19 protein-coding genes and 1 pseudogene are annotated in these 22,695 nt (G+C 72.0%); 13 read left to right on the top strand and 7 right to left on the bottom strand.

Translation table 11 applies throughout. The features are described 5' to 3' along the window. Window positions 1–56: 56 nt before the first annotated feature. The 4 genes from ACIPFH_RS14040 to ACIPFH_RS14025 are packed head-to-tail and all read left to right on the top strand — an operon-like array spanning window position 57 to window position 3,784. Window positions 57–1,124 (top strand): glucose-1-phosphate thymidylyltransferase, encoded by a 1,068-nt coding sequence (locus tag ACIPFH_RS14040; protein ID WP_401826122.1) that lies wholly within the window; start codon window positions 57–59, stop codon window positions 1,122–1,124. Next, a complete protein-coding gene (gene rfbB, locus ACIPFH_RS14035; RefSeq protein ID WP_401826120.1) occupies window positions 1,121–2,089 on the top strand; it encodes a dTDP-glucose 4,6-dehydratase in 969 nt (322 codons plus the stop codon). Before ACIPFH_RS14040 ends, rfbB begins: the two co-directional genes overlap by 4 nt. After that, a complete protein-coding gene (gene rfbD, locus ACIPFH_RS14030; protein WP_401826118.1) occupies window positions 2,086–2,994 on the top strand; it encodes a dTDP-4-dehydrorhamnose reductase in 909 nt (302 codons plus the stop codon). Before rfbB ends, rfbD begins: the two co-directional genes overlap by 4 nt. Then, on the top strand, window positions 2,981–3,784 hold the full coding sequence (locus ACIPFH_RS14025; protein WP_401826116.1) for a class I SAM-dependent methyltransferase: 804 nt from the start codon (window positions 2,981–2,983) through the stop codon (window positions 3,782–3,784). Before rfbD ends, ACIPFH_RS14025 begins: the two co-directional genes overlap by 14 nt. Here ACIPFH_RS14025 and rfbC read toward each other — a convergent pair. Next, window positions 3,774–4,373, bottom strand: coding sequence for a dTDP-4-dehydrorhamnose 3,5-epimerase (gene rfbC, locus ACIPFH_RS14020; RefSeq protein WP_401826113.1), 600 nt, complete (start codon window positions 4,371–4,373; stop codon window positions 3,774–3,776). The genes ACIPFH_RS14025 and rfbC overlap by 11 nt on opposite strands. Window positions 4,374–4,377: 4 nt before the next feature. Continuing rightward, window positions 4,378–6,309 (bottom strand): glycosyltransferase family 2 protein, encoded by a 1,932-nt coding sequence (locus ACIPFH_RS14015; RefSeq protein ID WP_401826112.1) that lies wholly within the window; start codon window positions 6,307–6,309, stop codon window positions 4,378–4,380. A 133-nt stretch (window positions 6,310–6,442) separates the two neighbouring features. On the opposite strand from ACIPFH_RS14015, the gene ACIPFH_RS14010 reads away from it, so the two are divergent. After that, window positions 6,443–6,943, top strand: a complete 501-nt coding sequence (locus ACIPFH_RS14010) for a metallophosphoesterase family protein (protein WP_401826110.1) — start codon at window positions 6,443–6,445, stop codon at window positions 6,941–6,943. 271 nt (window positions 6,944–7,214) lie between these two features. Here ACIPFH_RS14010 and ACIPFH_RS14005 read toward each other — a convergent pair whose 3' ends face one another. Further along, on the bottom strand, window positions 7,215–8,321 hold the full coding sequence (locus ACIPFH_RS14005; RefSeq protein WP_401826108.1) for an XdhC family protein: 1,107 nt from the start codon (window positions 8,319–8,321) through the stop codon (window positions 7,215–7,217). A gap of 183 nt (window positions 8,322–8,504) precedes the next feature. Here ACIPFH_RS14005 and ACIPFH_RS14000 point away from each other — a divergent pair. Both ACIPFH_RS14000 and ACIPFH_RS13995 read left to right on the top strand, forming a co-directional pair. Then, window positions 8,505–8,736, top strand: a pseudogene (locus ACIPFH_RS14000) (thiamine pyrophosphate-requiring protein); the annotation flags it as partial. A gap of 135 nt (window positions 8,737–8,871) precedes the next feature. Next, window positions 8,872–10,734 carry a cellulase family glycosylhydrolase gene (locus ACIPFH_RS13995; protein WP_401826107.1) on the top strand — a complete coding sequence of 621 codons (1,863 nt, stop codon included), beginning with the start codon at window positions 8,872–8,874 and terminating at the stop codon, window positions 10,732–10,734. A 64-nt stretch (window positions 10,735–10,798) separates the two neighbouring features. Here ACIPFH_RS13995 and ACIPFH_RS13990 read toward each other — a convergent pair whose 3' ends face one another. Beyond that, on the bottom strand, window positions 10,799–12,055 hold the full coding sequence (locus ACIPFH_RS13990) for a YncE family protein (protein ID WP_401826106.1): 1,257 nt from the start codon (window positions 12,053–12,055) through the stop codon (window positions 10,799–10,801). A gap of 180 nt (window positions 12,056–12,235) precedes the next feature. Here ACIPFH_RS13990 and ACIPFH_RS13985 point away from each other — a divergent pair, with 180 nt between their 5' ends. Further along, window positions 12,236–12,925 carry a TetR/AcrR family transcriptional regulator gene (locus ACIPFH_RS13985; protein WP_401826103.1) on the top strand — a complete coding sequence of 230 codons (690 nt, stop codon included), beginning with the start codon at window positions 12,236–12,238 and terminating at the stop codon, window positions 12,923–12,925. Window positions 12,926–13,288: 363 nt separating this feature from the next. Here the strand turns inward: ACIPFH_RS13985 and ACIPFH_RS13980 are convergent, their stop codons facing one another. Next, window positions 13,289–14,560: a glycosyltransferase gene (locus ACIPFH_RS13980; protein WP_401826102.1), complete on the bottom strand. Its 1,272-nt coding sequence runs from the start codon at window positions 14,558–14,560 to the stop codon at window positions 13,289–13,291. Between the two features lie 207 nt (window positions 14,561–14,767). Here ACIPFH_RS13980 and ACIPFH_RS13975 point away from each other — a divergent pair, with 207 nt between their 5' ends. Together ACIPFH_RS13975 and ACIPFH_RS13970 are read left to right on the top strand one after the other, a co-directional pair. Then, window positions 14,768–16,726 (top strand): ricin-type beta-trefoil lectin domain protein, encoded by a 1,959-nt coding sequence (locus tag ACIPFH_RS13975; RefSeq protein ID WP_401826099.1) that lies wholly within the window; start codon window positions 14,768–14,770, stop codon window positions 16,724–16,726. A gap of 226 nt (window positions 16,727–16,952) precedes the next feature. Continuing rightward, on the top strand, window positions 16,953–17,726 hold the full coding sequence (locus tag ACIPFH_RS13970; protein WP_401826096.1) for a hypothetical protein: 774 nt from the start codon (window positions 16,953–16,955) through the stop codon (window positions 17,724–17,726). 326 nt (window positions 17,727–18,052) lie between these two features. Here ACIPFH_RS13970 and ACIPFH_RS13965 read toward each other — a convergent pair whose 3' ends face one another. After that, window positions 18,053–18,418 (bottom strand): nuclear transport factor 2 family protein, encoded by a 366-nt coding sequence (locus ACIPFH_RS13965; RefSeq protein ID WP_356260300.1) that lies wholly within the window; start codon window positions 18,416–18,418, stop codon window positions 18,053–18,055. Window positions 18,419–18,589: 171 nt separating this feature from the next. Here ACIPFH_RS13965 and ACIPFH_RS13960 point away from each other — a divergent pair, with 171 nt between their 5' ends. After that, window positions 18,590–18,889: a hypothetical protein gene (locus tag ACIPFH_RS13960; RefSeq protein ID WP_401826094.1), complete on the top strand. Its 300-nt coding sequence runs from the start codon at window positions 18,590–18,592 to the stop codon at window positions 18,887–18,889. Window positions 18,890–18,967: 78 nt separating this feature from the next. Here the strand turns inward: ACIPFH_RS13960 and ACIPFH_RS13955 are convergent, their stop codons facing one another. Continuing rightward, window positions 18,968–20,722 (bottom strand): ABC transporter ATP-binding protein, encoded by a 1,755-nt coding sequence (locus ACIPFH_RS13955; RefSeq protein ID WP_401826091.1) that lies wholly within the window; start codon window positions 20,720–20,722, stop codon window positions 18,968–18,970. Window positions 20,723–20,896: 174 nt separating this feature from the next. On the opposite strand from ACIPFH_RS13955, the gene ACIPFH_RS13950 reads away from it, so the two are divergent. Together ACIPFH_RS13950 and ACIPFH_RS13945 are read left to right on the top strand one after the other, a co-directional pair. Continuing rightward, a complete protein-coding gene (locus ACIPFH_RS13950) occupies window positions 20,897–21,982 on the top strand; it encodes an S-(hydroxymethyl)mycothiol dehydrogenase (protein WP_401826088.1) in 1,086 nt (361 codons plus the stop codon). Then, window positions 21,982–22,611, top strand: a complete 630-nt coding sequence (locus ACIPFH_RS13945) for an MBL fold metallo-hydrolase (RefSeq protein ID WP_401826086.1) — start codon at window positions 21,982–21,984, stop codon at window positions 22,609–22,611. Before ACIPFH_RS13950 ends, ACIPFH_RS13945 begins: the two co-directional genes overlap by 1 nt. Window positions 22,612–22,695: the final 84 nt, after the last annotated feature.

The raw sequence follows: 22,695 nt of genomic DNA, 5'->3' as shown, positions 1-22,695 counted from the left end.
TGCGCATGAGCCAATGAATCGGTTGCGGCCGGGCGACCGGGGCTGGAGTGAGGCTGATGAAGGCTCTCGTGCTGTCCGGCGGCGCCGGGACCCGCCTGCGGCCGATCACCCACACCTCGGCCAAGCAACTCGTGCCGGTGGCCAACAAGGCCGTGCTCTTCTACGGCCTGGAGTCCATCGCCGCGGCCGGCGTCACCGAGGTCGGTGTGATCGTCGGTGACACGGCGCAGGAGATCCGCGAGGCCGTCGGCGACGGTTCCCGGTTCGGCCTCGACGTCACCTACATCGCGCAGGACAGACCCCTCGGCCTCGCCCACGCGGTGATCGTCGCCCGTGACTTCCTCGGCGACGACGACTTCGTGATGTACCTCGGCGACAACTTCATCGTCGGCGGCATCACCGACCTCGTCGAGGAGTTCCGCAGAACCCGGCCCGACGCCCAGATCCTGCTCACCCGGGTCGCCGACCCCCGCGCCTTCGGCGTCGCCGAACTCGACTCCGCCGGACAGGTCGTCGGCCTCGAGGAGAAGCCCCCGAACCCCAAGAGCGACCTCGCGCTGGTCGGCGTCTACCTCTTCACCCCCGCCATCCACGACGCCGTACGCGCCGTCGGCCCGTCCCGGCGCGGCGAGCTGGAGATCACCGACGCCGTGCAGCGACTGATCGACAACGGTGCCCACGTGCGCTCCACGATCATCAAGGGCTACTGGAAGGACACCGGGAACGTCGTCGACATGCTGGAGGTCAACCGGACCGTGCTGGAGGGCGTCGAGCGGCGCATCGACGGCGACGTCGACGAGGCCTCCGAGACGGTCGGCCGGGTCGTCGTGGAGGCGGGCGCCCGCGTGGTGAACTCACGCCTCGTCGGGCCCGTCCTCCTCGGCGCCGGCAGCGAGGTCCGCGACTCCTACGTCGGCCCCTTCACCTCCGTCGGCGAGAACTGCCGGATCACCGACAGCGAGCTGGAGTTCTCCATCGTGCTGCGCGACTCCTCCATCGACGGAGTGGGCCGCATCGAGAACTCCCTGATCGGCCGGCATGTCGAGGTCACCCCGGCGGCCGGCGTGTCCAGTGCCCACCGGCTGGTTCTCGGCGATCACAGCAAGGTGCAGATCCACACATGAACCTCCTGGTCACCGGGGCGGCCGGATTCATCGGCTCGGCGTACGTGCGCGGCCTGCTGGTCCGCGATCCGGACGTGCGCATCACCGTCCTGGACAAGCTCACCTACGCGGGCAGCCTCGCCAACCTGCCGACCGCCCACCCCCGCCTGGAATTCGCGCGCGGCGACATCTGCGACGCGGTCCTCGTGGACAGGCTGACGGCCGCCGCCGACCAGGTCGTCCACTTCGCCGCCGAGTCCCACGTCGACCGCTCCATCGAGGGCGCGGCCACCTTCGTCCGCACCAACGTCCTGGGCACCGAGACGCTGCTGGACGCGGCCCTGCGGCACGGCGTCGGCCCGTTCGTGCACGTCTCCACCGACGAGGTGTACGGCTCCATCGAGACCGGCGCCTGGACCGAGGACCACCCGCTGCGCCCCAACTCCCCGTACGCCGCCTCGAAGGCGTCCTCCGACCTGATCGCCCTGTCCTACCACCGCACCCACGGTCTGGACGTCCGCGTCACCCGCTGCTCGAACAACTACGGCCCGCACCAGTTCCCCGAGAAGGTGATCCCGCTCTTCGTCACCAACCTCCTGGACGGCGAGCAGGTCCCGCTCTACGGCGACGGACGCAACATCCGCGACTGGCTGCACGTCGAGGACCACTGCCGGGGCGTCGACCTCGTCCGCACGAAGGGCCGTCCCGGCGAGGTGTACAACCTCGGCGGCGGCACCCAGCTGAGCAACCGCGAGCTGACCGGTCTGCTCCTCGACGCCTGCGGGGCCGGCTGGGACCGGGTCCGTCACGTCGAGGACCGCAAAGGCCACGACCTGCGCTACTGCGTCGACTGGACGAAGGCCCGCACCGAGCTGGGCTACCGGCCCTGCCACGACTTCACGGCCGGTCTCGCCGGGACGGTCGCCTGGTACCGCGACCACCGCGACTGGTGGGAACCCCTGAAGCGAAAAGCGCGGACGCCATGAGATGGCTGGTCGCGGGCGCGGGCGGGATGCTCGGCCGCGACACCGTCGAGGAACTGGACCGGCGGGGCGAGGACGTGACCGGCCTCGGCCGCACCGGCCTGGACATCACCCGGCCCGAGTCCGTGACCCGGGCGTTCGCCGCGCACCGGCCCGACCTGGTGGTCAACTGTGCCGCCTACACGGCCGTCGACGACGCCGAGACCGACGAGGCCCGCGCGCTGCTGGTCAACGGCGAGGGGCCCCGCCTGCTGGCCGCCGCCTGCGCCGCGCACGGCGCCCGCCTGGTCCACGTCTCCACCGACTACGTCTTCGACGGCGCGGCCCGCACCCCCTACCCGGAGAACCGGCCGCCGTCCCCGCGCACCGCCTACGGCCGCACCAAACTGGCCGGCGAGCGGGCCGTCCGAGCTGCGCTCCCCGGCGCCGCGGTGATCGTGCGCACCGCCTGGCTCTACGGCGTCCACGGCCGCAGCTTCGTCCGTACGATGCTCGACCAGGAGACCCGCCGCGACACCCTCGACGTCGTCGACGACCAGCGCGGCCAGCCCACCTGGAGCGCCGACGTCGCCGTCCGCATCGCCGACCTGGGACCGAAGGTCGGCCGCGGCGCGACGGGCGTCTTCCACGCCACCGCGGCCGGCGAGGCCACCTGGTACGACCTGGCCCGCGAGGTGTTCCGCCTCAACGGCGCCGACCCGGACCGGGTGCGCCCCACCACCGGCGACGCCTTCCCCCGCCCGGCGCCCCGGCCGGCCTACAGCGTCCTCGCGCACGGCCGCTGGCGGGAGGTGGGCCTGCCACCGTCCCGGGACTGGCGTGCCGCCCTGGGGCAGGCACTTCCCCTCATCCGCAAGGCGTCCCCCGACCCGGTGTCCCTCAAGGAGTCCCTTCGTGAAACGCCATGAGTTCCTGCGGGAACTGCACAAGGTCACCGCCAACCGCAACTACCTGGAGATCGGCGTGAACGACGGCCGCAGCCTGCGGCTGTCCCGCGTGCCGAGCATCGCGGTGGACCCCGCGTTCAAGGTGACCTCGGAGCTGCGCTGCGACGTCCACCTGGTGAAGGCCACCAGCGACGACTTCTTCGCCCGCCGCAACCCCCTCGCCCATCTCAAGGGCGGCCGCCACCCGCTGCGCAACCTCGCCCGGGCCCGGCATCCCCTCGGCCACTGGCGCCGAGCCACCCTCGACCTGTCCTTCATCGACGGCATGCACCTGTTCGAGTACGCGCTGCGCGACTTCATGAACATCGAGCGGCACTCCGACTGGTCGAGCGTGATCGTCCTCGACGACATGCTGCCCCGCGGCGTCGACGAGGCCGCCCGCGACCGGCACACCACCGCCTGGACCGGAGACGTCTACAAGCTCATCGAGATCCTGTCCCGGCACCGCCCCGATCTGGTGATCGTCCCGGTCGACACCCAGCCGACCGGCCAGCTCGTCGTCTTCGGCGCGGATCCCCGCAACCGCGTGCTGCGCGAGAAGTACCACGAGATCATCGCCGAGTACGACGTTCCCGATCCGCAGAAGGTCCCCGAGGCGGTCCTGGAGCGGGTGCGCGCGGTGCCGCCCCAAATCCTGCTGCGGGCCGGCTTCTGGAGGCCCCTCGTGCGTGCCCGCAACCGGGGTGTCGACCGTTCCCGGGGCTGGGAGCCGCTGCGCGGGGCGCTGGAGCGGTCGGTCGTCAGCCGCTGAGCCGGAGCTCCCGGTAGTGGTCCCGGCAGGAGGTGTACGAGGGCAGCAGCCCCGACGCCTGCGCCTCGGCCAGCGACGGCGCCCGCGCGTCCTTCGGCGACAGCACCGGCTCCACCCCGAGCGGCCAGTCGATGCCCAGCCCGGGGTCGAGCGCGTGCACCCCGTGCTCACGCTCGGGCGCGTATCCGGTGGAGCAGAGGTACACCACGGTGGCCTCGTCGGTGAGGGCCAGGAAGGCGTGGCCGAGGCCCTCGGCGAGGAACACCGCGTGCCGGGTGTCGTCGTCCAGCCGGACCGCCTCCCACCGCCCGAACCCGGGCGAGCCGACGCGCAGGTCGACGATCACGTCGAGCACCGCCCCGCGCACGCAGGTGACGTACTTGGCCTGCCCCGGCGGGACGTCCGAGAAGTGGACCCCGCGCAGTACGCCCCGGCGGGAGACGGAGCAGTTGGCCTGGGCGAGCCCCAGGTCGTAGCCGGTGGCCGCGCGGAACTCGGGCGACCGGTACCACTCGTGGAAACTGCCCCGTCCGTCCGGGAAGACCTTGGGCTCCAGCACCCAGGCCCCCTCGATGTCCATCGGCCGCATTCCGTCACTTCCCCCGTGCCGTGATCCTGCCGAGGGCCCGGTACAGCGCCCGCCGCACCCTGCGGGCCAGCCGTCGCGCACTGCCGGGCTGGGGCGCCGGCACCACGAGGACGCCGTCCGCCCCGACGTGCAGGGCGAAGGGCAGCGGATGGAAGCGCGCCCCGTCCACGTCCGGGGTGAGGCACACGGTCGTCAGCCAGGTCCGGCCGGCCAGATCGCCCACCGGCAGCACGGCCGCCAGCCGGCCGCCCGGCGAGAGCGCCCCGAAGACCTCACGGGAACTGCCGGACTTCGCCTCCGTCAGCCGCAGCAGCACATCGGCGGCCTCGGGCACGTGCAGCGGCAGAACCACCTGGAGCCGGTCCTCGGCGACGGTGACGTCCCCCGCCGCCACCCGGCCGAGACCCAGCCGCTTGCCCGCGTGGCCGACGTCCAGCGCGAGGCTCGCGTACCGGTCGGTCCAGTACGGCAGCACCACGCGGCCCGCGACCACCCCGGCGGGCGGGACGGGACGGCCGTGACGGGGCGCCGGGCCGAGCCGCAGCTCCTTCGTCCAGCCGCCCAGGCCGACGCGCACGAACACGTCCCACAGACCCTCGCCCGTGGGCCCGCCGCTCAGCGCGGTGGCGGGATCGACGGTGGCGGTCGCCCGCAGGACGAGCCGCACCTGGCTGCCGTCGCCCGCCGGGACCGTCTCCCGGACCACGTCCACCGGCTGGAAGTACTGCGCCGAGCTGGCCCGCTCGCGCAGCAGCAGGTCGGGCACGGTCCGGTCGAACCGGCCGACGGTGTCCGTGCCCAGCCATCGCACCGCCTCGGCGACGTCCCGCGGCGGCCACTGCGGGGAGCCCCCGGCGGACGGGAACGTCATCGGCCCGCCGTCGTGCGTCAGTTCGGCGGCGAAGGCGATCCGCAGCGCGCCGCCCTGCCACGTGACGTCCTCCGGGTCGACGGCGAGCGCGACACCCGCCTCCCACTCCGCGAACGCGACGACGTCCTCGTAGCGTCCTTCGGCGGCCAGCGCGGCGACGACGCGCTGAGTGGGCTGGAGCGGTGCCGCCACCCCCGGGCCGAATCGCTCGCCGACGACCGCGTGGATCTCCTCGAACAGTTCCCTTCGGTAGTCCTCGGGCAGGCCGAGGAAGCGTTTGCCGCGCAGCCGCTCGACCATCTCGACGCGCAGCCACCGCCGGAACAGCCTGTCGCGCAGCGGACCCGGCTCGGTGTACCGCTCGACGACGTCCAGGGCCTCCCGCAGGTTCTTGAAGTACCCCACCGGGTCGAACCGCTGGAAGCCCGCGTTCGCGGCGTCGTCGCGTCTGACGTGGTAATAGCAGACGTAGTCGCTGAGCACCGAAACGTTGTCCGCGCGCAGATAGGCCTCGGTGACGAAGACGTGGTCCTCCAGGCGCCGCCGCCCCTCGGGGAAACGCAGACCGGTGCGGTCCAGGAACGCCCGGCGGACCATCTTGTGCGGAGTGAGACTGTCGATCAGCGGCGCGTTCCCGACGGTGGCGCGCGGACGGTTGGTGCGGAACAGTTCCACCGGCACCGAGCGCCCCTTGCCGGCCATCTTGCCCACGACGACATCGGCGTCGTTCGCGACCCCGTAGGCGTACATCCGCTCCAGGGCCTCGTCGCCGAGGTGGTCGTCGTTGTCGACGAACATGACGTACTCGCCGCGGGAGGCGTCGATGCCGACGTTGCGGGGCCTGCCCGCCCAGCCGGAGTTCTCCTGGTGGACGACGCGGATCCGGGGGTCCTCGGCGGCAGCCGCGTCGAGGAGGGCCGGAGTGTCGTCGGTGGAGCCGTCGTCGACGAAGATCACCTCGTACTCGTCCGGCGGGAGCGACTGCCTCAGCAGCGAGGCGAGGCAGTCCTCGATGTAGGGACCGGGGTTGTAGACGGGGACGATGACGCTGACCTTGACCGGCATCGGGCTCCTGGCCCCCTTGCTGGATCGCTTGCCGTGCGCGGGGCGGCGGGTGCGCGTGGCCCGATGCTAACCCCGCCGTCGGCGTCCCACCTGTCCGGATTCACCCGAGTCGGGGATTTTGTAGTCTGGCGCCGTGCGCCTCCTGATGATGTCCGACACCCACCTCCCCAAGCGCGCCAAGGCGCTGCCCGCCCCGCTGCTCGACGAGCTCCCGCACGCGGACGTGGTGATCCATGCGGGGGACTGGGTCGACACGGACACCCTCGACCTGCTGGAGAGCCGCAGCCGCCGGGTCGTCGGCGTGTACGGGAACAACGACGGGGCCGGCCTGCGCGCCAGGCTGCCCGAAATCGCGTTCGCCGAACTGGGCGGACTGCGGTTCGGCGTCGTCCACGAGACGGGTCCCGCCCGGGGCCGGGAGGCCCGTTGCGCCGCCCGCTTCCCCGACCTGGACGTCCTGGTCTTCGGCCACAGTCACATCCCCTGGGACACCACGGCGCCCGGCGGCCCGCGGCTGCTCAATCCGGGCTCCCCGACCGACCGCCGCCGCCAACCGCACTGCACCTACCTGACCGCCACGGCGGCCGGCGGCCGGCTCACGGACGTGGTCCTGCACCGGCTGCCACCGCGCTGAGCGGACGAAGACGAAAGGGGCGGGACCGGGCCGACGAGGACCGGGGCGGACGAGGAGCCGCCCGGACGGAGAACCGGGCCGCTCCCGGCCATGACGGTCGGAGGCGGCCCGGAACTTGCGAGTGTGCGTTGCTTCAACGGACCTCCTTCCTTCGTGAGACGAAGGACAGAGGACATGCATGCCTGTCCGTTATGAGCACGTACCCCCTACGAACCCCTTTAACACACTTGGCGCATTTTCTCCCTAATCACCGGACACGCGGGGGCCGACCTCACCCAGCCCTCTCACGGTGGATCGCCCCGGCCGTCGCGGTCAGCGGAGCACCGGTGCCGCCCCAGCGCAGCGCCACGATCTCGGCGGCCACCGACACGGCGACCTCCTCGGGCGTACGGGCCCCCAGGTCCAGCCCGACCGGTGAGCGCAGCCGGGCCAGCTCACCGTCCGTGAGGCCGGCCTCGACGAGGCGCGCCCGGCGTTCGTCATGGGTACGGCGGCTGCCCATCGCCCCGATGTACGCGGCGGGCCGACGCAGGGCCACCTCCAGCAGCGGCACGTCGAACTTCGGGTCGTGGGTCAGCACGCAGATCGCCGTGCGTCCGTCGGTGTCCGTGCCGCGCAGGTACCGGTGCGGCCACTCCACGACCACCTCGACCCCCGGCGGGAAGCGCTTCGGGGTGGCGAAGACCGGCCGGGCGTCGCACACCGTGACCCGGTAGCCCAGGAAGTCGCCGACCCGGGCCACGGCGGCCGCGTAGTCGATCGCGCCGAACACCAGCATGCGCGGCGGCGGAGCGAAGGAGTGCACGAACACCGAGACGGCGTCCTCCCGCCGCTGGCCGCGCGGCCCGTAGTGCCGTACGCCGGTGACCCCGAGGGCGAGTTCACCGCGCGCGTCGGCCGTGACCGCCGCGTCCAGGCCCTCCGCGCCCAGCGTGCCCGACGTGCGGTCGGGCCAGACGGCGAGAGCGGCCCCGCGGGGCGCGGGGCCGTCGGTGACCAGGGCCACGGTCACCGGCTCGCCCGCGGCGACCGACTCCGCGACCGCGCCGAACGAGGGATCCAGGCCGGGCGTCACGGGCCGCACCAGCAACGTGATCTCGCCGCCGCAGGTCAGCCCGACGGCGAACGCGTCCTCGTCGCTGTAGCCGAAGGTCTCCAGCCGGGCCGCGCCGTCGGCCACGACCTCCCGGGCCAGCTCGAACACCGCGCCCTCGACACAGCCCCCGGACACACTGCCCACGACCTCGTCGGCCGGCCCCACCGCCATCGCAGCGCCAGGATCGCGCGGCGTGCTGCGGCTGACGGCGACGACGGTGGCGAGCCCGAACGGCACACCGGCCGTGTACCACCCGTTCAGCACCGGGAGAATCTCACGCACGATCGGTTCCCTTCCGGCCGTGACGGCTGATCGGCCGTTCCCTCGAACGGTAGTCCGCGGCCGCTCCGCTCGCCGGTCGCCGCCCCCGGACGTTTCTCACCGCCCCGCACGGTTACCCAGGAATGGTCGTGTCAGGGACGCGCCCGCGGCCGGTCCGCACGGGCGCCCAGGACGTCGCAGGGGGAGATGCGGGCCATGTCCGGCGCCCCGCAGTTCGAGGAGTCGCAACACATCCCGGACCTGCCCTACGCCGAGATCGCCCAGCGTCGGCCTGGACGGGGTACGGGTGGGAAAGCCCGGGCATGTCGAGGCCGCCTGGAACCGGGCGCTCACCGCCGACCGTCCCTTCGTCATCGACTTCCGCACCGACCCGGCCGTCCCGCCGATCCCTCCGCACGCCTCCCTGGACCAGATGGCCGTGATCCGCCGAGCCGCGCCGTGCACCTGGTGAACCGGAGCGGCTGCGAGGTCAACTGCGCTGAGGAGGAAAGAACTTACTGGTGAGTCAGAAGTATTGACGGTGTCCGGAAATCACCGGACCGTAGTGCGTATGCGGAATATCCGGGCACGTCTGCTCGCTGTCCTGGTGGTCCTTTGCGGACTCTGTGGCTTCCTGACGGTGGCGGGCTCCCCGGCCGCCACCGCCGCCACGCTCCCCGACTCCCTCCCCTTCGACGGCACGGCGCTCACCGTGTCGGGCGGCCGCTTCCTCGACGCCCATGGCCGCGAGGTCGTGCTGCGCGGCTACAACGTCTCCGGCGAGACCAAGCTCGCGGAGAACAAGGGCCTGCCCTTCGCCTCCGTCGCCGACGCCAGGAAGTCGGCGACGGCGCTGCGCGCCCTCGGCGGCGGCAACTCCGTGCGCTTCCTGCTCTCCTGGGCCTACGCCGAACCGGTGCGTGGCCAGGTCGACACCACCTACCTGGCCGCCGCCACCGAACAGCTGCGCGCCTTCCTCGACGCCGGCATCCGCGTCTACCCCGACTTCCACCAGGACCTCTACTCCCGCCACCTGTTCAACACGGGCAGCTGGTACACCGGCGACGGCGCTCCCAAGTGGGCGGTGGACCTGGGCGGTTACCCCGGCGAGTCGTGTGGCATCTGCTTCCTCTGGGGTCAGAACATCACCCAGAACGGCGCGGTGAAGGCCGCCCAGTACGACTTCTGGCACAACAACCACGGCCTCCAGGACTCCTTCCTGGCCACCGCGCAGAAGACCATGGCGTACATCAAGACGAACGTCACCACCGAGGAGTTCGCCGGCGTCCTGGGCTTCGACCCCTACAACGAGCCCTACGCCGGCACCTACGACTCCGGCCAGAACAGCCGCACCTGGGAACGCGACCTGCTGTGGCCCTTCTACGTGAAGTTCCGGGCCCGGATGGACGCGGCCGGCTGGACCGACAAGCCCGCCTTCGTCGAGCCGAACCTCTTCTGGAACGGCAACGTCAGCAAGGAGGAGGGCGGACTCCTCGACGCGGGCACGCTCGGCTCCCGCTACGTCTTCAACACCCACTTCTACGACCAGAAGGCCATCTCCGGGATCCTGATGTGGGGCAAGGCGGAGGACGGCCAGTACGTCACCGACTTCGGCACCGTCCGTGACCGGGCCTCGGCGGCCGGGACCACGGCGCTCGTCAGCGAGTTCGGCCATCCCCTGGCAGGCAACGTCTCGGACAAGGCGCCGACCGTCCTGAAGGCGATGTACCAGGCCCTCGACTCCCGGGTGAAGGGCGCCGGCTGGTGGACGACCCCGGCCGTCTCGGGTCCCGTCCTGTCCGGCTCGCAGTGGCAGTGGGACATCTACAACGGCCGCCACCACGAGCTGATGAACGACAACGCCGACAAGGTGCTCACCACCGGTGACGCCTGGAACGACGAGGATCTCTCCGCCGTGCGCCTGGACGACAGCGGCACGGCGACACTCAGGCAGGACGCCCGGCTGCTCGACCGGATCTACCCGAGCGCCACCTCCGGCACGACCGTCGCCTTCACCTACGAGGACCGCTCCCGCGACGGCTCCACCACGCTCACCTGGAATCCGGTCCCCAGCTCCCTGCCCAACACGAAACAGCTCGTCGGCTCCGGCCAGTACGGGCTCCTGGTGTGGCGCTCGAACGGCGGCACGGCGCCCACCGAACTGCATCTGCCGGCCTCCTTCCCGACCGCCACGACGACGGTCGTCTCCGACCTCGGCACGGTGTACGCCCCGCCCGCGTACACGACGACCACGAAGATCGCGGCGGCCGCCGAGCCGGGCGGCACGGGCAGCCGGCGTCTGCTGCTCAGCGCGCCGGACTCGGGCACCGTGCACTACGCCCTGGTCGCCAACGGGGCGACCGCACCGTCCGCGACCCTGCTGGCCGCCGCCCGTACGGAGCTCTCGACGTGGGTGGCCCAGAAGGTGGGTTAGCCGCGCCGGGCACGACGAAGGGGTGGGGGCGGTGACCGCCACCCACCCCGGTGTCGTGAAGCCGTCAGCTGCCGGTTCCGGTCCAGTTCGCCGCCACATGGCCGAGCCGGACCCGCTGCGGATGGTCGCCCACGGGTACCGACACCACCTTCTGTCCGGTGGCGAAGTCGATCGCCGTGACCTGGTCGGCGCCGCTCTCGGAGATGACGCAGCTCTTGCCGTCGCCGCTGACCGTGGCCCAGTAGGGCTTGGAGGCGGTGACCAGCGGGCCCTCCTGGAGGGTGGCGCGGTCGACGACCGTGGCGTAGTCGTCCATCGTGCCCGCGACGCACAGCTTGCTGCCGTCGGGACTCATCGAGATGCCGTGATGGCGCGAGTCGTTGACGTACGTGGTGCGGTCGTCGCTGGTCGCGGGGTTCTTCGGCAGGGTCTTCGTCCGGGTGATGCGGTCCGTGGCGAGGTCGTACTCGAAGAAGCCGTTGAAGAAGGAGACCTGGAAGTACAGCTTGGACTCGTCCGGTGAGAAGACCGCCGGGCGCACGGCGTCCGAGTAGTCCGTGAGGCCGATCGCGTCCAGCCGCTGCCGCATGTCGATGATCTTGACCTGCTTGTAGGTGGTCGCGTCGACGACGGTGATGCGCCGGTCGCCCTTCGTGAAGTCCTGCCAGGGGGCGTCCTGGGAGGTGTTCACGTCGCCGATCGACATGTTGTAGATGTACTTGCCGTCCTTGGTGAAGATGTTCTCGTGCGGCTTGTCGCCGGTCTTGAACGAGCCCAGCTGCTTGCCGGTCTCGATGTTCAGGACGTGCACGGTGTTCGAGATCGACGCGGAGACCGCGACCCGGGTGCCGTCGGGTGAGACGGCCATGTGGTCGGAGCGGTAACCGGACACCGGGAAGCGCCAGTTGATGTTCCCGGTGGCCAGGTCGATGGAGACGACGTCGGCGAAACTGGGCCGGGAGACGACCACGGAGGCGCCGTCCGGCGTGGTGTACATGTCGTCGACGAACTGGTCGTGGCCCTCGCCGACGCCGTTGCGGATGGCCTGGAAGTAGATCCACTTGATCGGGTCGGCGTTGATCTCCGCCATCCGGGCGGCCTTGTCGGGGATCACGTTGATCCGGCCGACCTTGGCGAAGTCACCACTGGACTTGATGACGTCCGCGGTGCCCTCCCAGTTGTTGCCGACGAAGAGCACCTCGCGCAGCGCGGCGGCGTTCGAGGCGTCGGAGGCAGCGGTGGCGGCGGTCGCGGGGGCGGTGACGGTCAGGACGAGGGCGGCGGCTACGGAGCAAAGGTGCCTGGTTCTGAATGCAGGCATGGCTGCTCTCTCCTCTGGGGCGGAAGGTGTGGGGGCAGGACGGAGGGGCCCGTCCGAATCTGAACACGGGTGCATTCAGAATTGACTTACTGGAAAGTAAGGAAGGGGTGCCCTTCGCCACAAGACCCCGTACACGACAAACTTGGCGGCGGGGGAGCACAGAACGACGAGGGAGGGTCAGTGGCGGGCAGGCTCAGGGCGCCGACCGGCCGCTACGGTGGCAAGACCGCCGAACAGCGGCAGGCCGAGCGGCGCGGAAGATTCCTGGCGGCGGCGTTGCAACTGTTCGGGGACGTCCCCGGCTACCGCGGCACCACGGTCGCGTCGCTCAGCGAGGCGGCCGGTCTGTCGACCCGCCAGTTCTACGAGGAGTTCCGCACCCTCGAGGACGTCCTGGCGGCGCTGCACCTCCAGGTCAACGACTGGGCCGAGGAGGCCGTCCTGGCCGCCTTCGCCGCCGCGGGGGACGTGCAGCTCGTCGAGCGGGTCACCGCGATCTTCCGTGCCTACGCGGCCAATGTGACCGCCGACCCACGCCGCATCCGGGTCACCTTCGTGGAGATCGTCGGGGTCAGCCCCCGGCTGGAGGAGCAGCGGCTGGCCCGCCGTGCCCGCTGGGTCGACCTGATCTGCGCCGAGGCGACGGCGGCCGCCGCCCGCGGCGAGGCGGCACCCCGTGACTACCGCCTCGCGGCGACGGCCTTCATCGGCAGCGTCAACGGCCTCCTCCACGACTGGAGCTCGGGGTGGGTGGACGCCACTCTGGACGAGGTGGTCGACGAACTGGTGCGGCAACTGCTGGGCATCCTGCGGCCGGCCGGATGGGTACCCGAGGGCGCTCAAGGACCAGTCCGCCCGGTCACGTCGTAGGCGCGGGGGCGCGGGGGCGCGGGGGCGCGGGGGCGCGGCCGCACGTGTGCCGCGTGGCCGGCGGCTGCCGACTCCCTCCGTGAACGGCTGCGCTCGAACGGGACCCTGTCACCCCGGCCGAGCGTGGCCGCCCGCTGCCGACTCCCACCCCGTACGGTTGCGCCCGAGCGGGGGTTCCGTCGCCCCGCTCGCCGCCGCCTTTCTGCTGCTCGACCGGCCGGACGGGCCGCTATGGGCCGTCTCCGTGAAGTCCCGCCCGGTTCGCGACGCCCGGCACGCACCACCCGGAGGGGCGTCCCCGGCCGCGCTCGCGCGGGGGCACCCCCATGACACCGCGAGCCCTGCCCTCCGGGCAGCCCGGCGCTACTTTGCGGACATGTCCCGGCCGTGCCTGCCGGGCCCGTCGCGAGACAGTCGGCGCACGGCCTCCACCACCTGGCCCACGCCGTCCTCCTCGCGCACCCGCGCCCCCAGCGCCCGTGCCCGCTCGCGGTGCCCGGGGTCCCGGGTGGCCCGCCGGAGCGCCTCGGCCAGGGTGTCGGCGGTGAGCCGGCGCAGCGGCACGGACCTCGGCGCCACGCCGAGGCCGACCAGGCGGTCGGCCCAGAACGTCTCGTCGAACTGGATCGGTACCGGGACGGCCGGGACCCCGGCCCGTACGCCCGCCGCCGTCGTGCCCGCCCCGCAGTGGTGGACCACCGCGGCCGTCTCCGGGAAGAGCAGCGCGTGCGGAACGTCGTCGACGGTCAGCATGTCCTCGCCGTCGGCCGCGAGGCCCGCCCAGCCGCGCTGGATCACCCCGCGCAGCCCCGCCCGCCGCAGGGCGCGGACGATCTCGGAGCTCAGCCTCCGCGGGTCGGGCACGGTCGCGCTGCCCAGGCCGACGAAGACCGGCGGCGGTCCCGCGTCGAGGAACTCGCGCAGGGCGGAGGGGAGTCGGGTCTCGCGGTCGTACGGCCACCAGTACCCGGTGACGTCCAGCTCCGCCCGCCAGTCGCGGGGGCGGGGCACCACCAGCGGGCTGAAGCCGTGCAGGACCGGCCAGCCGTGCCGGTGCCGGCCACGCAGACCGGTGCCGGGACGGCGCACGGCGGGCAGCCCCAGCCGGGCCCGCAGCGTCGGCACGACCGGCGCGAAGATCTGCTCCACGGCCATCCCGACACCGTGCCCGGCCAGCCGGTTGCCGACCGCTCCCCATGAGCCGCCGCCCAGCAGAGGCGGCGCGAACTCCCTGGTGGGGGAGACGGGTTGGAGGTAGAGGCCGAGGCTCGGCAGGGACAGCCCCTCGGCGATGGTGTGCCCCAGCGGCGCGACCGAGGCGGACAGCAGCAGGACGTCGCTCGCACGGGCGGCGGTCAGCAGGTCGTCGGTCATCCGCCCCACCAGGGACCGCGCCATCCGGGCCACCCGCAGCAGCTTGCCCGGTCCGGTGGTGCTGCGGTGCAGCCCTCGGCCCCGCTCGGACTCCAGCTCCGCCCGCGGATCCACCGGCAGCGCGTGGAAGTCCACCCCCGAGCCCGCCACCAGCGGCGCGAACCGCGCGTGGGTGACCAGGGTGACCTGGTGTCCCGCGCGCACGAGTCCATGGCCCAGGCCTGTGAAGGGGGCCACGTCACCCCGGGATCCCACTGTCATGATCGCCACTCGCACGACGGACAGTATGGCGGCGCGGAACCCGGAGCGGGGTGAACGACCCCGGGAAAGCGGCCAGTTCATCTTTTGAGAGCGGTCACATCACTTCTGTCGCAGCCGTTGACTTCACCCTCCGGCGGCTCTACTTTCGGCGCGCAACGCGTTCGGTTCGCCGACCCTTGTTCGATATTTCGAAGCTGGAGCCGCCGTATGTTTCCCCCACACTCCGCACATCCCGTCGGACGCCGCAGATCCGCCGTCGCACGGGTGCTCGCCCTGCTGCTGACGGTGACCGCGGCCCTGCTGTTCGCCCAGCCCGGCACGGCCCAGGCCGCGACCTCGCGCCAGATCGCCGTGCCCACCGCCCCGATGGGCTGGGCCTCCTGGAACAGCTTCGCCGCGAAGATCGACTACAGCGTCATCAAGCAGCAGGTCGACGCGTTCGTCGCGGCGGGCCTGCCGGCGGCCGGGTACAAGTACATCAACATCGACGAGGGCTGGTGGCAGGGCACCCGCGACAGCGCGGGCGACATCACCGTCGACGAGTCCGAGTGGCCCGGCGGCATGAGCGCCATCGCCGACTACATCCACAGCAAGGGTCTCAAGGCCGGGATCTACACGGACGCCGGCAAGGACGGCTGCGGCTACTACTTCCCGACCGGCCGCCCCGCCGCCCCGGGCAGCGGCAGCGAGGGCCACTACGACCAGGACATGCTCAAGTTCTCGCAGTGGGGCTTCGACTTCGTGAAGGTCGACTGGTGCGGCGGTGACGCCGAGGGCCTCGACGCGGCGACGGCGTACACCGCGATCAGCGGCGCCGTCACGAAGGCGACGGCCGCCACCGGCCGTCCGCTGACCCTCTCCATCTGCAACTGGGGCTACCAGAACACCTGGAACTGGGCCCCCGGCCTCGCCCCGATGTTCCGGACCAGCACCGACATCATCTACTACGGCAACAACCCGTCGATGACGAACCTGCTGTCCAACTTCGACCAGGGCCTGCACCCCACCGCCCAGCACACCGGCTACTACAACGACCCGGACATGCTGATGGTCGGCATGACCGGCTTCACCGCCGCCCAGAACCGCACCCACATGAACCTGTGGGCGGTCTCCGGCGCCCCGCTGCTCGCCGGCAACGACCTGACCACGATGACCACGGAGACGGCGAACATCCTCAAGAACCCCGAGGTCATCGCCGTCGACCAGGACGCGCGCGGCCTCCAGGGCGTCAAGGTCGCCGAGGACACCTCCGGGGCGCAGGTCTACGGCAAGGTCCTCGCCGGGAGCGGCAAGCGTGCCGTCGTCCTGCTCAACCGCACCTCCTCCGCCCAGAACATCACCGTGCGCTGGTCCGACCTGGGTCTGACCAACGCCTCCGCCACCGTCCGTGACCTGTGGGCCCGCGCCGACGTCGGCTCGTACTCCACGAGCTACACGGCGAGCGTCCCGGCGGGCGGTTCGGTCATGCTGACCGTCACCGGCGGCACCGAGGCGTCGGGCAGCACCTACACCGGCACGTCGAGCTTCTCCGGCGTGGTCGCCGGGAACACCGGCCTGAAGGTCGTCGACGTCGCCTACACCAACACCGCGGCCACCGCCCGTACCGCGACGCTGAAGGTCAACGGCCAGACCGCGACGACGGTCTCGTTCCCGCCGACGGGTTCCACGCAGGGCACGATCACCGTCCAGGTGGCCCTGTCGAAGGGCTCGTCCAACACGCTCGCCTTCACGGGCGCCCCGGCCCTCGCCGACATCACGGTCAAGCCCCTCGCCGGCGCGAACGGCGCCCTCGTGGTCGGCAAGCAGTCGGGCCGCTGCCTGGACCTGTACAACAGCACCATCACCAACGGCACCCAGGCCGAGCTGTGGGACTGCAACGGCGGCTCCAACCAGGCCTGGACGTACACCTCCCGCAAGGAACTCGTGGTGTACGGGAACAAGTGCCTGGACGCCTACAACCTCGGCACCACCAACGGCACGAAGGTCGTCGTCTGGGACTGCAACGGCCAGAACAACCAGAAGTGGAACGTCAACAGCGACGGCACGATCACCAACGTCAACGCGGGGCTCTGCCTCGACGCCAACGGGGCGGGGACGGCCAACCGCACCCCGATCGTGCTCTGGACCTGCGGCACCGCCGACAACCAGAAGTGGACGCTGACCTGACCCTCCCGGGCCGGGCCTGACCCTCCCGGGCCGGGCCTGACCCTCCCGGGCCGGGCCCGACCCTCCCGGGCGGGGCTTGACCGTCCGGGAGGGGGTCCGACCCACGGGTCGGGTCCCCGCCACCCGGAGCAAACGCGGCCGAGGGCTGGTGGCGGGGAACCGGCCGGCCCTTTCCCCGTGTCTGTCGACGTGCCGGACCAGTCGACGCGCGGGACCAGGGGGGACCATGTCGGACACCAGCGAGGCCGAGCCGGTCAGGACCAGGGGCGGGCGCGTCCGGCGCGCGGTGTTCCGCCTCGTCATGGCCGTTCTGATCCTGCTGCTCGCCGGACGGACCTACCAGGAGACGGCCGTGGCGCTCGCCCGGTCGGACGGATCCCTGCACACGGTGGTGGCGAGCGTCACGGAGCTGACCTCGCACACGGTGTCCGGTCGCTCGGGCGGCGGTCAGGACGGCGGCAGCGGCGGGTACTTCTCCCACACCGAGTACACCGTCCGCCTCGACCTGGGCGAGGGACAGAAAAGGGTCGACAAGGTCGAGGACCAGGTCGGGCAGGACCTCCGGGAGGGCGAGCGGGTCATGGTCGGCCTGTGGCACGGGCGGGTCGTGGAGATCGACGGCCAGGACGTGTGGCCCGGCTGGCACTTCGGGGCGCTGGACGTGACGCTGATCGTGCTGACCCCCTTGACCACGGCCTATCTGATCTCCCTCGCCGTGTCCGCCGTCGCCCTCCTGGCCGCCCGGGCCGCCAGGGTCCGGCCGACCCGCGACGACCGCTTCGGGCCCTGCGCGCTCGGATCGGCCGTCGGCATGGCGGCGCTGCTCGGCCTCCTCGTGTACGCGGCCTTCGGACACGTCCTCGCGTACTGGCCCGCCGTTCCCGTCTGCGCCGGTACGGCGGTGGCGCTGGCGAGGCTGACCGCGGTGGTACGGCGCCTCGGGCGTATCGCCGCCGAGGACACCCCGGCCGGCACGGGAAGTGCTGCGGCGCCGGCCTGAGAGCGGCCCGGCCGCGGCGGACCGGTCGCGTCCGCTCCGCCGGGAAACGCCCCGTCCGCACCCGTGAGAGCGCCGACGGACGGCGCGCGTACGGCGTCACCGACGCCGGCCGCACCGCGTCCGAACGGCACGCGGCGGCGCAGGACGCGGGCCGGACCGCACCGTTCGCAGCGCTGTCCGCAGCAGAGCGACGGACACTCGCCGCCCCGCCCCGGCAACCGGCACCGGCAGCGCAGACCGGGCCGGACGAGACCGGCCCGCCCGCACGTGCACCGAGAAGGTCCAGGTCAGCCTGGAGGCGACCTGGACCCCTGGGGTCTTCCTCCCTACTCGTCCCATGCCTGGATCATCGTCTGCTCGACGATCTTGCCGTCCCGCAACGTGATCATCGACTCGGCGAGGACGCGCACGCCGTCCGTGTACCGGCAGGACTCGCTGAAGGCGGCGCGGTCGCCCTGGACGATGCACTCCTCCAGCTTGTGGGTCATGTCCCGGCTGTAGACGTCGTCGAGCATCCGGCCGATCTCGTCCCGGCCGTGCAGCACCTTCGGCCGGCTCGGCTGGGTGTTGTGGTCGATGACATGAATTTCCGCGTCATCGGCGTAGAGCGACAACAATGTCGACGCGGTCTGTCCTTCTATGCCTCTGCGCAGGGTCTCGGTGTCGAAGGCGGAGCCTGCCGCGGTGCCCATGGTGACCTCCTCCGAGGGCCGCGGCCGAGGGGAGGTCGGGCCGCCCGACCCTCACCTTCGAGGCTCCTCCGGCAGGCCGGGCTCGGCAAGCGCAGGCGGTCGCCTCCGCCTGTCGGGTGAGCGTCGGCGCCCACCCGTGTCCGCGAGGGCGCCCGTGGCGTTGCTGAGGGCATGATCTCCACTCGACGCATCGCCGCTCTCGCCGTTCTCGCCGCAGGGGTCACGGGCCTCGCGGCGCCCATGGCGAACGCGGCCGACGCCCCGACCACCGGCCGACTCAACCCGATGACGGTGCTGGACTCGCTCGTCGCTGCCCAGATCCCCGCCGACCACCGGGCCGAACTGCCGCCGGTCTCCGGGCAGCTGGGCGAGCTCAACAAGGTGACTCAGCTCGACAGGCTGAGCGAGCTGCACCAGGTCACCGACCTCGTCGCCCCCGTCACCGGCCTGCTGCCGGGGATCCAGGCCTGAGCGACCCGTCCCTCCCCGCGGGGGCCGTCCGGACGACCGGGCGGCCCCCACACGCGTTCCGCCCGGCGGTCGCTCTCGTCACTCGACCGTCGCGAGGAACTGGGTGGCCGCCAGCTCCGCGTAGAGCGGGTCGCCCGCCACCAGCTCACGGTGCGTACCCACCGCACGGACCCGGCCCGCGTCCATGACGACGATCCGGTCGGCCATCGTCACGGTCGACAACCGGTGCGCGACGACGAGGACCGTGGTGGTCCGGGCGACGTCGGCGACGGTGTCGCGCAGCGCCGCCTCGTTGACCGCGTCCAGTTGGGAGGTCGCCTCGTCGAGCAGGAGGAGCCTCGGGCGGCGCAGCAGCGCGCGGGCGATGGCCACCCGCTGCCGCTCGCCGCCGGACAGCTTCGTCCCGCGATGTCCGACCAGCGTGTCCAGCCCCTGCGGCAGCCGTTCGACGAGGTCCTCCAGGCGGGTCGTCTTCAGCACGCCCCGCACGGCGTCGTCGTCCGCCGACGCGTTCCCCAGCAGCAGATTGTCGCGCAGCGAGCCCGACAGCACGGGGGCGTCCTGCTCGACATAGCCGATGGCGGAACGGAGTCGGGACAGCTCCCAGTCCGCCACATCGCGGCCGTCGAGGGTGACGGCGCCGGACTCGGGGTCGTAGAACCGCTCGATGAGCGAGAACACCGTGGTCTTGCCCGCACCCGACGGTCCCACGAAGGCCGTCATGCCCCGGGCCGGCACGGTGAACGTCACCCCGTGGTGGACGTACGGAAGGTCGTCGGCGTACCGGAACCGGACGTCGGCGAAGCCCAGCGAGGCCGGTTCGGCGGCGGGCGAGGGCAGCGGCTCGGGCCGGGACGCCGGCTCGGCGGGCAGCCGCAGGGCCTCCTGGATGCGGCTCAGGGCCGCCGAACCCGTCTGGTACTGGGTGATGGCGCCGACGAGTTGCTGGATCGGCGACATCAGATAGAAGACGTACAGCAGGAACGCCACCAGTGTGCCGATCTGGATCGCGCCCGTCGCGACCCGCGCCCCGCCCACCGCGAGGACGGTGATGAAGGCCGTCTGCATCGCCAGGCCGGCCGTGTTGCCCGCGGCCGCCTGCCACTTGGCGGCGCGCACGCTCTGCCGCCAGGACTCCTCCGCCGCCGCGTGCAGTGTCGCCTCCTCGCGGTGCTCGGCGCCCGACGCCTTCACCGTGCGCAGCGCGCCGAGGACCCGCTCCAGCGAGGCGCCCATCACTCCGACCGCGTCCTGCGCCCGACGGCTCGCCCGGTTGATCCGCGGCACGATCACGCCCAGGACCGTTCCCGCACAGAGGATCACGGCCAGCGTGACCCCCAGCAGCACCGGGTCCACCAGCCCCATCATCACGACCGTGGCGGCCAGGGTGAGCCCGCCGGTGCCGAGGCCCACCAGCGAGTCGGTGGTGACCTCGCGCAGCAGTGTCGTGTCGGAGGTGATCCGGGCCATGAGATCGCCGGGCTCGCTCCGGTCGACGGCGGTGATCCGCAGCCGCAGCAGATACGAGGACAGCGCCCGCCGCGCACCGAGCACCACCGACTCGGCGGTGCGCCGCAGCACGTACGAACCCAGCGCGCCCACCGCCGAGTTGGCGACCACCAGAGCGGTCAGCGCGAACAACGCGCCGGATATCGAACGGTCGTGACCCAGGTCGTCGATCAACTTCCTTGCCACCAGGGGCAGCAGCAGCCCGGTGGCGCCGGTGACGAGCGACAGTGCCGCACCCGCCAGCAGGGCCCAGCGGTGTGGCCGTACGTAGTCGAGCAACAGCCGCCAAGGGGGTCGGCCGTCGGCGGTCTCTGCGTGGGTCACGGGGCTCCTCGGGAGGTCGGGTCGCAGGCCTGAAGGCTACGTCGGCCGCCGTGCGGTGCGGCCGGGAAGGGCGTGATCAGGGCGGCCGTCGGCCCCGCCGCCCGTGCCCTTACCGATCAGTCACGCGTAGGGTCGGCAGCGGGACGGACGACCGCCGAAGAAAGGGGCAGCACCATGCCACAGGAAGTGCGCGGAGTGATCGCGCCGGGGAAGAACGAGCCGGTACGGGTGGAGACGATCGTGATCCCCGACCCCGGTCCCGGTGAGGCCGTGGTGCAGGTGCAGGCCTGTGGGGTCTGCCACACCGACCTGCACTACAAGCAGGGCGGGATCAACGACGAGTTCCCCTTCCTGCTCGGCCACGAGGCGGCGGGCGTCGTGGAGGCGGTCGGCGAGGGCGTCACGGACGTGGCGCCCGGCGACTTCGTCATCCTGAACTGGCGTGCGGTGTGCGGTCAGTGCCGGGCCTGTCTGCGCGGCAGGCCGTGGTACTGCTTCGACACGCACAACGCGAAGCAGCGGATGACCCTGACCGACGGCACCGAGCTGTCCCCGGCGCTGGGCATCGGGGCGTTCGCGGAGAAGACGCTGGTGGCGGCCGGGCAGTGCACGAAGGTCGACGCGTCGGTGTCGGCCGCGGTGGCCGGGCTGCTGGGCTGCGGTGTGATGGCCGGGATCGGGGCGGCGATCAACACGGGCAACGTCGGCCGTGGTGACACGGTCGCCGTCATCGGCTGCGGCGGCGTCGGGGACGCGGCGGTGGCCGGGGCGAACCTGGCGGGCGCGGCGAAGATCATCGCCGTCGACATCGACGACCGGAAGCTGGCGAAGGCCCGCACCATGGGAGCCACCCACACGGTCAACTCCAAGGAGACCGACCCGGTCGAGGCGATCCGCGAGCTGACCGGCGGGTTCGGCGCCGACGTCGTGATCGAGGCGGTCGGCCGCCCGGAGACCTACAAGCAGGCCTTCTACGCCCGCGACCTCGCCGGCACGGTCGTGCTCGTAGGCGTCCCCACCCCGGAGATGAAGCTCGAACTGCCGCTGCTGGACGTCTTCGGGCGCGGCGGTGCCCTGAAGTCGTCCTGGTACGGCGACTGTCTGCCCTCCCGTGACTTCCCGGTGCTGATCGACCTGCACCTGCAGGGCCGCCTGGACCTGGGGGCGTTCGTGAGCGAGACCATCCGACTCGACGAGGTGGAGAAGGCGTTCGAGCGGATGCACGGCGGCGACGTGCTGCGCTCGGTGGTGGTGCTGTGATGGCCGCGCGCATCGAACGCCTCGTCACATCGGGCCAGTTCAGCCTCGACGGCGGCACCTGGGACGTCGACAACAACGTGTGGATCGTCGGCGACGACCACGAGGCGATCGTCATCGACGCCGCGCACGACGCGGATGCCATCCTGGCCGCCGTGGGTGGCCGCCGACTGACGGCCATCGTGTGCACCCACGCCCACAACGACCACGTCTCCGCCGCGCCGGCCCTGGCCGACGCGACCGGCGCCACGATCTGGCTGCACCCCGACGACCTGCCGCTGTGGAAGCTCACCCACCCGGACCGCGAGCCCGACGCCCACCTGGCCGACGGCCAGGTCATCGAGGCGGCCGGCACCGACCTGACCGTGCTGCACACCCCCGGGCACGCGCCCGGCGCGGTCTGCCTCCACGACCCCGGGCTCGGTGTGCTCTTCACCGGCGACACCCTCTTCCAGGGCGGACCGGGCGCCACCGGCCGCTCCTACTCCCACTTCCCGACGATCATCACCTCCATCCGGGACCGGCTGCTCGCCCTGCCGCCCGAGACGAAGGTGCTGACCGGGCACGGCGACCCCACGACCATCGGTGCGGAGGCGCCCCACCTGGACGAGTGGATCGCCCGGGGCCACTGAGCGGGAACCGGCAGTCCGCGCCCGACCGGGTGACCCGGCGGGCAAAAGGCGACAGAAGGTGTCCGGCTTCCGCGCGATGCTCGT

Origin of the sequence: Streptomyces sp. NPDC088157 (assembly GCF_044741545.1) — a bacterium.
Taxonomy (GTDB): domain Bacteria; phylum Actinomycetota; class Actinomycetes; order Streptomycetales; family Streptomycetaceae; genus Streptomyces.
Note: the sequence above shows the minus strand (reverse complement) of the source record. Positions and strands in the feature narration are given on the sequence as shown.